This window comes from Roseomonas aerilata DSM 19363, from assembly GCF_000711725.1.
Classification (GTDB): domain Bacteria; phylum Pseudomonadota; class Alphaproteobacteria; order Acetobacterales; family Acetobacteraceae; genus Roseomonas; species Roseomonas aerilata.
In genome coordinates this window covers 1-13188 of the sequence record NZ_JONP01000074.1, presented here as the reverse complement: position 1 = coordinate 13188, position 13188 = coordinate 1, and the positions used below count along the sequence as shown (strand labels likewise).

Below are 13188 nucleotides of genomic sequence, written 5' to 3'. Positions count from 1 at the left end.
GGTACTACGTCAGTCAGACTGCGCTGAAGGGCATAGACCAGCCGGACGGTGCCGATCCCACCCTGGTCCGGCGCATCTCGGCGGCGGAGATCGAGGCGGCGGTGGTGGGGCAGGTCCGGTCCCTTCTCACACAGCCGGAGATCATCGTCGGCACCCGGGCGGCGGCGCGGACCAGCGACCCGGACCTGACCGAGGTGGAGACCCGGGACGCCCTTCACCAGATGGAGCCATTCTGGGATGAGCTGTTCCCAGCGGAGCAGGCGCGGATCATTCGGCTGCTGGTTGAGCGGGTGACGGTGTCGAACACGGGGGCGGACATCCGGCTCCGGGTGGAGGGGCTGGCAAGCCTTGTACGCGATCTCGGTGTTGGGAAGAGTGCGTTGCTGGAGGCAGCGAAATGAGCATCTCCACCAGCCTGACGGTCCAGGTGCCGCTGGCGATACGGCGCCGGCCGGGACGCAAGACGGTGGTTACACCGGAGGGGACAAGCACGACCGCGCCCAGCCCCACGATCTCGACCCGCGCCGATCCGACACTGGTGAAGGCGCTGGCCCGCGCCTTCCGATACCAGCGGCTGCTCGACGACGGTCAGTACGCCTCCATCACCGAGATGGCTGACGCGGAGAAGCTGAACCGAGGCTACATGGGGCGACTGCTGCAGCTGACCTTGTTGGCGCCAGGGCTGGTCAGCTCCATCCTGGATAGCAGAACCACGGCAATCAGCCTTCCCCGTCTGCTTGATCCCCTGCCGACCAGCTGACAGGAGCAGCAGCGATACCTGCTCGACTGACACAGGGCCTTCGTTCCTGTGCCAGGTGAGAGCGATCGAGAGGGAACGCTGCAACCGGCGCGGCCATGAGACGCCGGTGACGGCATTGCTCATGCGCCAAGGCGCCTGCAGAAGCGCCTACTGCTGAAGCAGTTTGCCCAGGAACAGCAGCGCGCCCTCCGATCCCGAACGCCAGTAGTCCCAGTTATGAAGACCCGGGCGGATCATGAAGCTGTGCGGCACGTTCTTGTCGCGGAGCTTCTGATGCAGAATGGCGTTGCCGTCGAAGAACCGGTCCTCCGCCCCACAATCGAGGTAAAACGGCGTCGACCGGATGTTCGCCAGGGGAAGCCGATCCACCATGTCGAGCACGCTGTAGTCGCGATAGCGGTCGTTGAGCCGCGCCTCGCCCTGCAAGCCCAGCCCCCATGCCTTGCCGTAGCGGCGGTCATAACCAGGCTGGTCCATGGTGACGATCTGCGCATCGGTCCGGAATGCAGCGCTCAGCGCGGCCGCGCCGACGAAGGCGCCGGGATGTCGCATGGAATAGGCCAAGGCCCCGTAACCCCCCATGGATAAGCCGCCGATCCCACGCCCCCCTCGCCCGCCGATCACCCGGTAGGTCCGCTCGACGAAGGGCATGAAGTCGTTAAAGAACATGTCCTCCCAGCGGAAGGCGCCGTCCGCGTCGTTCATGTAGTAGGTGTTGTTCCGATTTGCCTCGTCACGTTGCCCGTTCGGGCTCACGACGATCGCGGCGGGGATCCGGCCCTCGCCGATCAGGCGATCCAGCAGGATGTTGAGCCGCCCGAAGCGGAACCAGTCCGAGTCGGTTCCGGCCTCGCCGCCGTGCAGCATGTAGATGATCGGATAGGCGCGTTTCGAACTGTCGTAGTCCGACGGAAGATAGACGCTGTAGCGTACCTCCTTACCGAGGACATCGCTCCGAGCGAACCGCTGCTCCTCGATACGTCCTGGCATGGCAGCCTGGCCCTCTCGCGCTGCGACCAGCAGCGGCGCGCCGGCAGCGAGGCCAAGAAGCCCGCGGCGTGGGAGCGTGCTCTCAGATATTCCGCCTTGCCCCCTGGTGTGCTGCGTCTTCTTCATGCCTTCATCCTTCTCTGATTGGGCTGCATTGCTGGAGATGAAAGGCCGGGAGCGGCCTGGGCTGATCAGGCTCGAATCTCTTGGCCCGTTCAGTCGGCGGTAATGCCGGCGTTCCGGATGACCTGCGTCCACTTTGTGATCTCAGCCCGTAGGTAGACCGACATCTCCTGTGGTCCCGAGGAGAGGGGTTCCAGGCCCAGTTCGGTGAAACGGGCGCTGATCTGGGGCAGCGCCTCCCGCGTGGCGGCGTCCAACCGCTCGACGATCGGACGAGGCGTCGCGGACGGGACGAACAGGGCCGTCCAGACCCCCATCTCAAAGCCAGGCACCGTCTCAGCCACCGCTGGGATCGCCGACAGGTCCGCCAAGCGCTTTGGCGAGGTAATGCCTAGTGGCACTAGGCGCCCCTCCCGCGCGTGCGGAAGGGAGGAGGGAAGGGTGTCGAACATGAGGTCCACCTGTCCCGCCAGAACAGCCGTAGCCGCGGGCGCGGTGCTCCGGAAGGGCACGTGCAGAAGGTCCACACCGGCGAGCGACTTGAACAGCTCCCCGGCAAGGTGACTAGACGTGCCATTGCCGCCAGAGCCATAGGTCAGCACGCCCGGCTGCGCCTTCGCCCGCGTGATCAAGTTGGCCACATCCGGGATGCCCTTGGACGGATGGGCCACGAGGAGGTTGGGGCTGGTCGCGACACCGGAGACGGGCGCGAAGTCGGCCACTGGATCGTAGGTCAGGCTCCTGTAGAGGCCGACATTCATCGCGTGGGTGCTGATCGTCCCCATCAGGATCGTGTAGCCGTCCGGCGCGCTGCGGGCCGCGGCTTCCGTCCCGATGATCCCGGCGGCGCCGGCCCGGTTATCGACCGTTACCGGCTGGCCGAGACTGACGGAAAGGCGCTCTGCCAGAAGCCGGGCGGCAATGTCGGTGAACCCACCGGGGGCAAATGCCACGATCATGCGTATCGGACGTGTCGGCCACGACTGAGCCGACGCCGAGGGTGGAAGGACGCCGAGCAGGGTTGCCCCCGTTGTTGCGGACAGGGCATGGCGTCGGGTTATCATGGGGGCGCTCCTCTCTGCGCCATCTTTGCGACGCTCGCCGAGCGAGCCACAGCCTCACCAGCAGAGCAAGGGTGTTGATGCCTGGGCGACCGCCCACAAGGCCATCGACGTACCTAAGGTTGAGAGGGCATGCAGGGCTTGCGGTCCTGCTCAACACGTGACGCGCCGCTCCGCATCCGACGCCGCCCGGGGGCGGATTGCGGTGGTCACTCCGAGGGGGCTATGGCGGAACTGCATGCAGGAATTATCGATCCTGTGTGCCCGCCCAGCTTAGCCGTCTTCAGCGAATCATCCGTGGGATCACCAGCACCACATCCGGCCACACCGTGATGACCACCTGCGTCACGATCAGAGGGATGTAGAAGGGCACCAGCGCCCGCAGTAGCTGGCGCATGCTGATCTCGGCAATGTCGGTCATCAGAAACAGCGCCAGCCCCATGGGCGGCGTCAGCAGGCCGATCATTAGGTTGAACACCACGACTAGCCCCAGTTGCACTGGGTCCACCCCGGCCGCGACCAGGGGCGGGGCGACGATCGGTACGATCAGCAGCGTCGCCGTTGTGCTGTCCAAGAACATGCCGGCCAGGAAGAAGATGACATTGGCCAGCACCAGCAGGGTCAGCGGGTCATTCGACAAGCCGGTGACGAAGGTCGAGAACTCCTGCGGGATCTGCTCCACCGATAGGATCCAGCCCAGCATTGCCGCCGCCGCCACGATCACCAGGATGGCGGCGGTGTTGCGGGCCGTGAGCAGGGCCGATTCCAGCACATGCTGCACCGTCATCTCGCGATGCACTACGAAGCCTACGAACAGCACGTAGAGCACCGCCACCGCAGCGGCCTCGGTAGGGGTGAAGACGCCCAGCAACATGCCCAGGATGATCAGCACCGGCGCCATCAGGGCCGGGATGGCAGGCCAAGTGGCGTTCCAAGCTTCCCGCGCGGTCGGCCACCGCGGCGCGCGGGGATAGCCCGCCCGCACCGACACGAGTCCTGCCGCGATCATCAGGAAGATCGTGCACACCACCGCCGGCAGGATGCCGCCCAGCAGAAGCTGCACCACCGAGACCGAGGTGGCGGAGCCGTACACGATTAGTGGAATGGAGGGCGGGAAGATCGGCCCGAGTAGCGAGGATGAGGCGGTGACCGCCGCTGCGAAGGGCGCGTCGAAGCCGCGCTCGCGCATGGCCTTGATCTCCACCCGTCCTAACCCCGCGATATCCGCCAGCGCGGCGCCGGAAATGCCGGAGAAGATCAGGCTGCCCAAGATGTTCACCTGAGCCAGCCCGCCATGGATGCGGCTGAACAGCGTGTCTGCGAAGTTGAAGATCCGGTTGGTAATCCCCGACAGGTTCATCAGGTTGCCGACGAAGATGAACAGGGGCACGGCCACCAGGGGAAAGCTGTCCAGGGCATAGGTCACGCGCTGCGCCAGCAGCGTCAGCGGCAGGTCCTCGATCAGCACGTAGCCGATGCACGGGATCAGAATGGAATAGACGATGGGGAAGCCGGCCATGAACAGGACCATGAAACCGGCGAGAACGAGGTACCCGAGCATCGCGGCGCGTCAGCTCGCGGTCACGATCTTGGCCTCCGACTGGGGTCGCCCCAGCCGCGCCAGGTGCAGCACCGCGCCGCCGCCGAAGCCCACCGCCGCACCGCCCAGATAGATCCAGAACGGGATGCCCAGAGTCGGCGTGCGGTTGCGCGGGTTGGCCGCCAGCGTTTCCCACAGCGCCCAGACCATGCCCAGGCAGGCCGCCGCGCAACACAGGCCGATCACCAGGTCGGCCGCGCGCACGGCCCCGGCCGGCAGCGCCGCCTTGAACTCGCCCATTACCAAATTCTCGCCAGCGTCGATCACCAGCGGGTAGGCCACGAAGACGCCCAGGATCATAAACAGGCGCGCCACCTCGTCGAGGCCAAAGATCGGCAGGTGGAATACCTCGCGCACCAGGATCTGAACGGTCGGCAGGGCGACCAGCCCCAGCATCAGCGCGATCGAAAGCGCGCCGAGCACGGCCTTGGGGATACGCATGGGCGTGGGTGGCTCCGGGCTGGACGGGAAAGAAAGGGTCGGGCGGCGCAGCGGTGCCGCCCGGCCTTCGCCGGCAGGTCAGGCTATGGCGCCGATCCGGTCGATCAGGGGCGACCAGGCCGGGAAGTCCCGCTTCACCTGGGCCTGCACGGCGGTGCGGAAGGCGGCGTTGTCCAGCCCCTCCGCCTCCGTAATCACGGTCATGCCGCGCCCGCGCAGCTCGGCCACCAGAGCTTGGTCCGCCGCTTCCGCCCAACCTAGGGATTCCTGCGCTTTTTCCGCTAGGGCGGCGGAGATGGCCTCGCGCTCCTCGGCCGGCAGGCGCTGCCAGGTGCGCTCGTTGGCGAACACCGCGAGGAGGGACAGCATGTGCCCGGTCAGCGATACGTGCGACTGCACCTCGTAGAGCCGGTTCGCGCTGATCATGGTCAGCGGGTTCTCCTGCCCGACCACTGTGCCGGTCATCAGCGCGGTGGGCAGCTCCGCCACCTCCACGGGGGTCGGCACGGCGCCGAAGCCCTTCACCATGGACACCCAGAGGTCGATGGGCACGGCGCGGAAGGCGCGATTGCGGAGGTCCTCGGGCCGGCGCACGGGGAACTTGGCGGTGATGTGCCGGGGCCCGCGGTAGAGGCGGCCGATGATGCGCAGCCCGCCGCTACGCACCAGCTTCTCGTTCAACTCCGCCAGCACGGGCGAGGCGGGGTCGGTGGCGCGCAGGGCATGGGCGCCGTCGCGGTAGACATAGGGCGCGTTGAAAACGCCCAGCTCCGGCACGAACTTGGCCAGCGAGGCAAATTCATGGTGGCCGGCGGCAATGGAGCCGGCTTGGATGCCGTCCACCATTTCCGACACGCCGCCGAGCTGGCTATTGGGGAAGACGCGGATCTCGGTCTTGTTGCCGCTCTTCTGCCGCACCAGCGCGGCGAACTCGGTGGCGAAGCGCGTCTGCACGTCGCCCTCGGAGCCGACATGCGCGTAGCGCAGCGTGGCGGCCCAGGACGGGCGGGGAAAGGCCAGCGCGGCGGCAACGGTGCCGGTGGCCAGCGCGGCGCGGCGGGTCATGCGAGTCATGGCGTTCCTGTTTCCTCCGATTGCGACGATGGTTCCGTTCCGGTGCCGCCGCGCACCGCCATCAGGGGTCCGGCCGGTAGAGGCGGATGACGGAAGCGCTGTCCACCATCTCATTCCCTCGGGCCACGTAGTCGGCGAAGCGCGCCACCGCGGTCTCCACCAGCGGCAGCTCCAGATCCAGGTCGTGGGCGAATGCCTTCACGGCCTTGAGATCCTTCAGAAGCTGGCGCGCGTAGCTGGTGGGCGGCTCGAAGTCGCGGCGCTGCATCTGGGCGTAGATCTTCTGCAGCAGCGAGCCGTCCGCGTGACCGCCGGCCAGCCCGGCCGGCAGGGCGGCGGCGTCGAGCCCCGCCGCCTCGGCCATCGCTAGCGCCTCGGCCATCAGCACGAATCCGGTGCCCACGATCGCCTGATTCAGCACCTTGGTGGTCTGCCCGGCCCCGACCGGCCCCATGCGCGTGACGTTGGTGCCGAGGTCGCGCAGCACCGGATCGAGGGTCGCGATCTCGCCGGGTTCGCCGCCTATCATGATCGTGAGCGTGCCGGCGCGGGCGGCCTGGGGGCCGCCGGAAACGGGTGCATCCACCCAGCCCATCCCGGTCTCCGCGCGCAGCAGCGTCGCCATCTCGCGCGTGGCCGCGGGGTCGGCGGTGGAATGGTCGAGCAGGACCTTGCCGGCGGCGGGGCCGGCCGAGGCGATGCCGTCCGGCCCGAAGACGCAGCGCGCCACGGCTTCCGTGTGCAGCACGCAGAGGATCACCACGTCGCTCGCCGCGGCCACGGCGGCGGGTGTGGGGGCGGCCACCGCGCCGTGCGGCACCACACGGTCCAGGCGCTCCGGCTCCAGGTTCCACACGGTGACGGGGCGGCCGCGCTCGAGCAGGCGCAGCACCATGGCCTCGCCCATGATGCCGATGCCGAGGAAGCCGATGCGGGGCTGGGGCATCAGGGGGCCTCCCCGGCCTGGTTGGTCAGGCGGTCATACACGCGGAACAGGGCCTGATTGCCGTTGGCGTCCTCGCCATGGGCCCGCGCCTCCAAATAGAGGCTGGTCGCCAGCGCGAGGCCGGGCAGCGGCAGCCCGTACTGGAAGCCCAACTCGCCGGCGAGGCGCAGGTCCTTCAGCTTCAGGCCGATGCGGAAACCCGCGCTCGCGTCCTTGGCAACCATCTTCGGGCCGAGGTTCTGCAGCATCCACGAGGACGCGGCGCCGCCCAGCAACACCTCCCGCAGCAACTCCAGATCCAGCCCGGCGGCGCGACCCAGCGCCAGAGCCTCGCAGATCGCCTGCAGGTTCAGGGCGCAGATGAGCTGGTTGCACGCTTTCACCGTCTGCCCGGCGCCGGGCGGGCCGACATGGCGCACCGTGGTGCCCAGCGCGGCCAGGATGGGCTGCGCGGCCGCGAAGCCCGCTTCCGTCCCGCCGGCCATGATGGAAAGGCTGCCGCTTTCCGCCCCCTGCGGGCCGCCCGATACGGGCGCGTCCAGCATCGCCGTGCCCACGGCTTCCAGCCGCGCCGCCATGCTGCGGCTCGCGGCCGCGGAGATGGTGCTCATGTCGATCACCAGCCGTCCCGCCGGCGGGTTCTCCACGAGCCCCCCTGGGCCGAGCACGACCTCCTCCACCTGCGGCGTGTCCGGCAGCATGAGCACCACGGCGTCGGCGTTGCGCGCTGCCTCCGCCACTGAGGCGGCGGCCGCGGCGCCGCGGGCGGAAAACTCCTCCACTGCTTCGTGTCGGACGTCGTAGACATGCAGCGCGTGGCCGCCGGCGAGGAGGTTTGCCGCCATGCCCCGCCCCATGGTGCCCAGCCCGATGAAGCCGATCCTGGCCATGCCGCTTAACTCCGGTAGATGCGCTGGGCGCGCCGCTCGGCGCTGCGCACGGCGTCCTGCGGCGAGGACTGCCCCATCGCGACCTCGCCGAACATGTCGGACACGATGTTCTCCGCCAGGGCCGCCGCGGAGGCCGTGCCGAGCGTGCCGGCATAGCCCACGGAGCGTCCCCGCGCCGCCACGTCGCGGAACACCCGGATCTTCGGATCGCGGTCCCAAAGCGGGCTGGATTCATAGGCCCGCAGGGCGTGGCTGACGTAGCCTACGGAACTGTCCAGCACCTTCTCGTATTGCGGCTTCTCCAGCAGGAAGCTGAGGAACGCCTTCGCCGCGTTCGGGTAGCGCGTGTAGCGGAAGGCGATGAAGGGATAGACCAAGTGCATCTCGGTCGGCTGCGCGGCCGGGCCGATGGGCCAGTTCGCGTGGTCGATGTCATCGGCGAAGGCCATCTTGTCCGCCCGCGCCTTGGCGTAGACGGACACGGAGTTGTTGGTCAGCCAGACCTGCTCGCCCAGAAAGGCGGTGTTGTTCGAGGAGTCGGTCCAGGACACCGTGCCCGGGACGAAGCTGGGGGCGAGGGCACGCGCATAGTCAAGGGCGCGCAGGGTTTCCGGGCTGTTGAGCGCAACCCGGTTGTTCTCGTCCACCAGCTTGCCACCATGCGACCAGAGCAGCCAGTGGCAGAAGGAATTGCCGTCGCTCGGCGCGCGGCCGAAGGCGAAGCCCGCGGGCTTGCCGATCCGCTTCATCTCCGTGCACAGCTTCAGGAACCCGTCGGTGTCGGTGGGGAAGCTCTGGAACCCCGCCTCCTTCATGGCGGATACGCGGTACACCGGCAGCACGCCGATCACGACGTTGGAGATGCCGATCCAGCGCCCGTCGCGCTTCCCGTACTGTTCGATCAGCGGATACCAGCCGCCGTACTTGCCCCCGATGTAGTCGGCGACGTCAGAAAGGTCGAGCAGCTTGTCGGCGAAGAGGTGTGGCGTGGTGTGCAGCGTCCAGGCCAGGTCGGGCCCGCTGCCGACATTGGCGGCGACGCTCAGCTGCGGCTGTACATCGTCCTGCCACACGCTGTCGACGCGCACGGACACGCCGGTCGCGTCGGTGAAGGCGCGGATGTTCTCCGTGGTGGCCTTGTCCTCGGCGTCCAGGAAGCGGCTCCAGCGGAGGAAGCGGAGCTGCGCCCCCGGCTCCGGCTTGAAGGGCTGTTCCTGCGCCCAGGCGCGCGACCATCGGAACAGCGCCTCGCCGGTGAGGCCGAGCGAGGCGGTGCCGGCCAGGGTGGCGGCCTTGCCGAGGATGCTGCGTCGTCCAAGCATGATGCGGTCTTCCTCCCGGTTGATGTTCTTCGTTGCGGCCTAGGGGCGGAAGCGCCGTGCATCGTTCCCGCTTCCCCGGAGAACTTCTAAAGGCGGTAAATCCTCACGGCGTTGTCGCGCAGCAATGCACGGCGCTGGGCCTCGGGGCGGCCGGCGATGGCCTGCAGAAAGCCGTCTACGATGGCTTCAAAACTGCCGGCCAGGCTATCCACCGGAAAGTTGCTGGCGAACATGCAGCGATCGGGCCCGAACACCGCGATGGCGTCGTGGATCACGGGCAGATTGGCCGCCGCGCGCCAGGGCTCGCCCGGCAAGCCAAGGCCGGAAATCTTGAGAGCCACATTGGGTGCACGCGCCAGGGCTTCGAGCGCGCTGCGCCAGGCGCGCAGGGCCTCCGGGCTCCGGTCAGCCGGCAGACCAGTATGGTTCACGATGACCTGCGTGCCCGGGAAGTCGCGTGCTAGATCGAAGGCGGCATCAAGGTGCCACCAGGGCGTCTGCAGGTCGAAGCTCAGCCCGTACTGTTGCAGCATCGCGTATCCGCGCCGCCAGGCAGGGTCGTCCATCGAGCCCTGCGCGCCCCTTCGCGCATCCTCAGGCCGTGAGGTGGCGTGCGGCTTGTGGCGGATGCCACGCACTAGCGACCGGGCGGCCTGCGCCGTCAGCACCGCCCCTACCTCCGGATCGTCGAGCCGGGCCTGGGCTACGCAGGCGTTGGGCAGCCCTTCCTGCTCCGCCAGACGCTTTAGCCATTCGGTCTCCGCGACCGGGTGGGATGGGTCGAACTCGGCCTCCATGTGGACAGTGCCTACAACCGGATACCTGCCTACGTCGGCCCGGTAATCAGCGGGAAGATAGTTGCGGCGCAACGCGCTGTAGTCGCCGTAGCGGAACGGGATCGACTCAGGGTCGCAAAGCCAAGGATGGTAGTTGGTGTCCAGATCCCAGAAATGTTGGTGGGCATCGATGATCGGCAGCACGGCATTTCCGCCGGGAATTGCGTCCGCGCCCGCGGGGCGGCCATGCACGGCGCCGGCTTGTCTCCCAGATGGGCTTGTCACCGGCCGGGTACCATCGCTCGCGTCCTGGGTCTCGGACTCACGGCGAGGCATGCAGGCAAGCACCCGCCCCTCGGCCAGCAGGTGCCAGCGATGACGCTGGACGGCGCGACAGATGAGGCGTGCGTGCCGCCCGTACTCGGCTCCATTGCCGTTTCCTCAGAAAATGGAAGCCTGGCGGCGTTGTTACACCCGATGCTTCTCTGTTGCCCAAGTCTGGCACGTCGTCCTATTGTAGAACAAGTGACTTTGGAGCGGAGGTTCCGCACGAGCCTTCCCGCATGCAGCCAATGACTGCATCAAGCCGAACGGAAACTGCCAGTTGACGACACGGTGCCAGCTGCAAGAGCTCCCCGGCAGCGAAGGGTTCGCCGCCCAGCCCCACCCGCTGTCAGGTTTTGTGCTGCGTGACCCGGCAGCTTTGCCGGAGTTCCGCTTGCAATGGTGCGTTTTGGCCGCGTCCGATCGGTGGTCCGCTGCAGCTGCAGCATGGTCGTGGAAGCTGGCTGCGTGCTAGAAATTCTGCATGGCAACGCGCGAGAGAACGATCTGCGGCTGTCACTGAGGGCGCAGGGAGTCTGCCAGACAAGCGGCAACGTCACCACCAACGCGGGCGAGATGAACGTGCTGCGCGTTGGATCCAATCTGCTTCCGGTCTTGGGGCTGACGCAGTGGGGTTGTATCGACCTCCTCCGTGCCATCCTGGCCTTCGCTGTTCGCTCTGCGTGTTAACTTGGGCGTCCCTCTTCAGTGAACCGGCTGTAAGCGGACTCGCCTACCTTGCGGGTCCGCTGGATGGCGTCCTTGCAACGCGCATCGAACAGAGCGGAACAATGGATGGCGTGCTTGCCATGAGATGGGCGCAGGCGGCGGATTTGCGGCGCATCGGCAGAGGCTCGGTGAAGTCGGAGCACCGGCATGTACGAAACATGCGCGCCGATGCGGCCGCGCCTATCTTCTACCCGCCGGCGTTACGACAATTTTTTGCTCTCGAAAGGACTGCTGTGGGCGGAGGTACATGCGGTTCTGGACAAGCGAGAAGCCCTGCCCTCAGCGTCCGTGCCCCCCCCCGGCGGCTCACCCAGTCGGGAGCGCCGCGTTGGACGGGTGGAGTAGGAACTCTTCCAACATCGCCTGCGCGCGGCCGGCCGCTTGCTGCTGCATACGCCCAGTTCCGGCAGCAATTGGCGGAACTGCGTAAGCCCGGGGCGCCTGTTCGTGCCGCGCGGCCGATATGCCGAAGCAAGCTATGAACGACCGCATCAGCCGAGCGCCGCAGCTCCCCTCTCGCATCGCCTCTTTGGTGGCCGAGGCCATCGCGGAGGGGCGATGGAAGCTGGGCGAGCGCCTTCCCGCAGAACAGGCGCTGGCGGATTCCTACGGCGTCAGCCGCAACGTGGTGCGGGAGGCCATCTCGCGCCTGCGGGCGGACGGGCTGGTGCAATCGCGCCAGGGCGTCGGTGCCTTCGTGGCGCGGGCACAGGGAACCGGCGTGCTCCGCTTCGACGCAGAACTGCTGAGCGACCGCGCCACCTTCGGCAATGTTTTTGAGCTGCGGGCCATTCTCGAAATCCAGACTGCGGGGTTGGCGGCGGAACGGCGGAGCGATGCCGACCTTGCGGCCATTGCCCATGCTTATGAGCGCATGGTGCGGGAGTCGGAGGGCGCAGCGGGCGGCGTCGACGCCGACCTCGACTTCCATCGTGCGGTCGCGCGGTCGACCGGCAACGCCCAGATCGCCGCGGTTGTGAGCTTCCTGTCGGACCAGATCCGGGAAACTATCCTGGCAACGCGGGCACGCCCGGGCAGCTTCGTGGGTCGGATCATCGAGGTGACGCTCGCCGAGCATGCTGTGATCCACAAAGCCATCTCATCCGGCTCAGCGGAGGCGGCGAAGGACGCGATGACAGTGCATATCAGGAATGCCGCGAGCCGGATTGGATATACGCTCGCCATCTAAGGCTTTGGGCAAATCACCTTGTTTGTTTCGGTTTGCAAGAACGCTGATGCTCAGCAGTACTTCGCGCAGCGGGATCTGGTGGCAATGCTACATCGGAACGAGGCGGCGCTCCCTGCGGCTATCTGGAGCGAAGCCGAGAGAGCAGCCAGGGGCGGTGATGTGGGCGCAGAGGCACAGCGAATCAGAACATCAGTACGGGTGAGCATGATTGGCGAGGACGATCTGAGGACCGGGGCGCATCGCCACGCGCACTGAAAACCCTTTACCGCCCCTCTCTTGATCGCAGTGCCGCGCACGGCCTCAACGCGCGGGGACAGCCAGGCTTATTTTGACCGACTGGGGCCACAGACGAATTACCAAGTTCGCCTCCGGGGTAGATGGCGGGCACGCCGAGAGTGGCACTCTTTATAGAAAGCTTTGACCTTGCCGTCCCGCGGCCTGCGCCAGTGAGCAGCGATCTTCTACGCGCTCTACCCCATACATCGCGAATCTGGCGCTAGTCTGATCACGTGGTCAAAGGCATGCTGCTCTTGGCTCTTGCGGCAGCGCGAATCCAGCGTTCGGACAGAAGGTCTTGATCGTTGCTCCTGCCCTCAGCTGCGCTGGATAACCGAACTCAAACCACATTGCGTATTGCTACCACCGCACAAGCAGCCGCCCCAGTATCAGGCGGCGTGAGGCTTGCGGTCCTTCGCCTCTGCCTCCGAGCGCTCCTTCCAGAAGGTCATGTCGGCCTCCTTGCTGAACATGACCCGAACGCCGGTGGCGCCCTTGCTCATCCGGAGGTTACCGCCGTTCTGGGCGCGGTGCTCGGCAACCCAGCGCTTGAACGTCGGGTCCTCAGCGGAGGTCCCCGCGAACTCCAGCACTCCGGCGATCTCTTCCTGCTTGCGACGCTTGACCATTCGTCAGACCCCTAACGATGAGTGCGGAGAACGCTGGCGCCATCCTGGTCAGCGATCG

At 67.0% G+C, this 13188-nt stretch carries 12 protein-coding genes and 1 pseudogene; 3 read left to right on the top strand and 10 right to left on the bottom strand.

The window, feature by feature from the left end; genetic code table 11:
* Together BO39_RS33820 and BO39_RS27680 are read left to right on the top strand one after the other, a co-directional pair.
* A pseudogene (locus tag BO39_RS33820) lies at positions 1-401 on the top strand (recombinase family protein); the annotation flags it as partial.
* On the top strand, positions 398-760 hold the full coding sequence (locus BO39_RS27680) for a hypothetical protein (RefSeq protein ID WP_043839850.1): 363 nt from the start codon (positions 398-400) through the stop codon (positions 758-760). The pseudogene BO39_RS33820 and the gene BO39_RS27680, both read left to right, overlap by 4 nt.
* Positions 761-907: 147 nt before the next feature.
* On the opposite strand, the gene BO39_RS27675 is transcribed toward BO39_RS27680, so the two are convergent.
* The 9 genes from BO39_RS27675 to BO39_RS27635 all read right to left on the bottom strand — a co-directional run bounded on the left by BO39_RS27675 (position 908) and on the right by BO39_RS27635 (position 10187).
* Positions 908-1876, bottom strand: coding sequence for an alpha/beta hydrolase (locus tag BO39_RS27675; RefSeq protein ID WP_052402952.1), 969 nt, complete (start codon positions 1874-1876; stop codon positions 908-910).
* A gap of 89 nt (positions 1877-1965) precedes the next feature.
* Positions 1966-2832, bottom strand: coding sequence for a tripartite tricarboxylate transporter substrate binding protein (locus tag BO39_RS27670; RefSeq protein ID WP_052402951.1), 867 nt, complete (start codon positions 2830-2832; stop codon positions 1966-1968).
* Between the two features lie 385 nt (positions 2833-3217).
* A complete protein-coding gene (locus BO39_RS27665; protein WP_043839848.1) occupies positions 3218-4495 on the bottom strand; it encodes a TRAP transporter large permease in 1278 nt (425 codons plus the stop codon).
* Positions 4496-4504: 9 nt separating this feature from the next.
* A complete protein-coding gene (locus BO39_RS27660; protein WP_043839847.1) occupies positions 4505-4975 on the bottom strand; it encodes a TRAP transporter small permease in 471 nt (156 codons plus the stop codon).
* 78 nt (positions 4976-5053) lie between these two features.
* Positions 5054-6049: a TRAP transporter substrate-binding protein gene (locus BO39_RS27655; protein WP_043839845.1), complete on the bottom strand. Its 996-nt coding sequence runs from the start codon at positions 6047-6049 to the stop codon at positions 5054-5056.
* Between the two features lie 61 nt (positions 6050-6110).
* Positions 6111-6995, bottom strand: a complete 885-nt coding sequence (locus BO39_RS27650; RefSeq protein ID WP_043839843.1) for an NAD(P)-dependent oxidoreductase — start codon at positions 6993-6995, stop codon at positions 6111-6113.
* Positions 6995-7885, bottom strand: a complete 891-nt coding sequence (locus BO39_RS27645; protein WP_043839841.1) for an NAD(P)-dependent oxidoreductase — start codon at positions 7883-7885, stop codon at positions 6995-6997. Before BO39_RS27645 ends, BO39_RS27650 begins: the two co-directional genes overlap by 1 nt.
* 5 nt (positions 7886-7890) lie before the next feature.
* Positions 7891-9207 carry an ABC transporter substrate-binding protein gene (locus tag BO39_RS27640; RefSeq protein ID WP_052402950.1) on the bottom strand — a complete coding sequence of 439 codons (1317 nt, stop codon included), beginning with the start codon at positions 9205-9207 and terminating at the stop codon, positions 7891-7893.
* An 86-nt stretch (positions 9208-9293) separates the two neighbouring features.
* A complete protein-coding gene (locus BO39_RS27635; RefSeq protein ID WP_211257596.1) occupies positions 9294-10187 on the bottom strand; it encodes an amidohydrolase family protein in 894 nt (297 codons plus the stop codon).
* Positions 10188-11514: 1327 nt separating this feature from the next.
* Between BO39_RS27635 and BO39_RS27625 the strand changes: the two genes are divergently transcribed.
* The gene (locus BO39_RS27625) at positions 11515-12225 is read left to right on the top strand and encodes a FadR/GntR family transcriptional regulator (RefSeq protein ID WP_043839837.1); all 711 of its coding nucleotides are present in this window, start codon (positions 11515-11517) and stop codon (positions 12223-12225) included.
* A 665-nt stretch (positions 12226-12890) separates the two neighbouring features.
* On the opposite strand, the gene BO39_RS27620 is transcribed toward BO39_RS27625, so the two are convergent.
* On the bottom strand, positions 12891-13130 hold the full coding sequence (locus BO39_RS27620; RefSeq protein ID WP_043839835.1) for a hypothetical protein: 240 nt from the start codon (positions 13128-13130) through the stop codon (positions 12891-12893).
* Positions 13131-13188 lie beyond the last annotated feature (58 nt).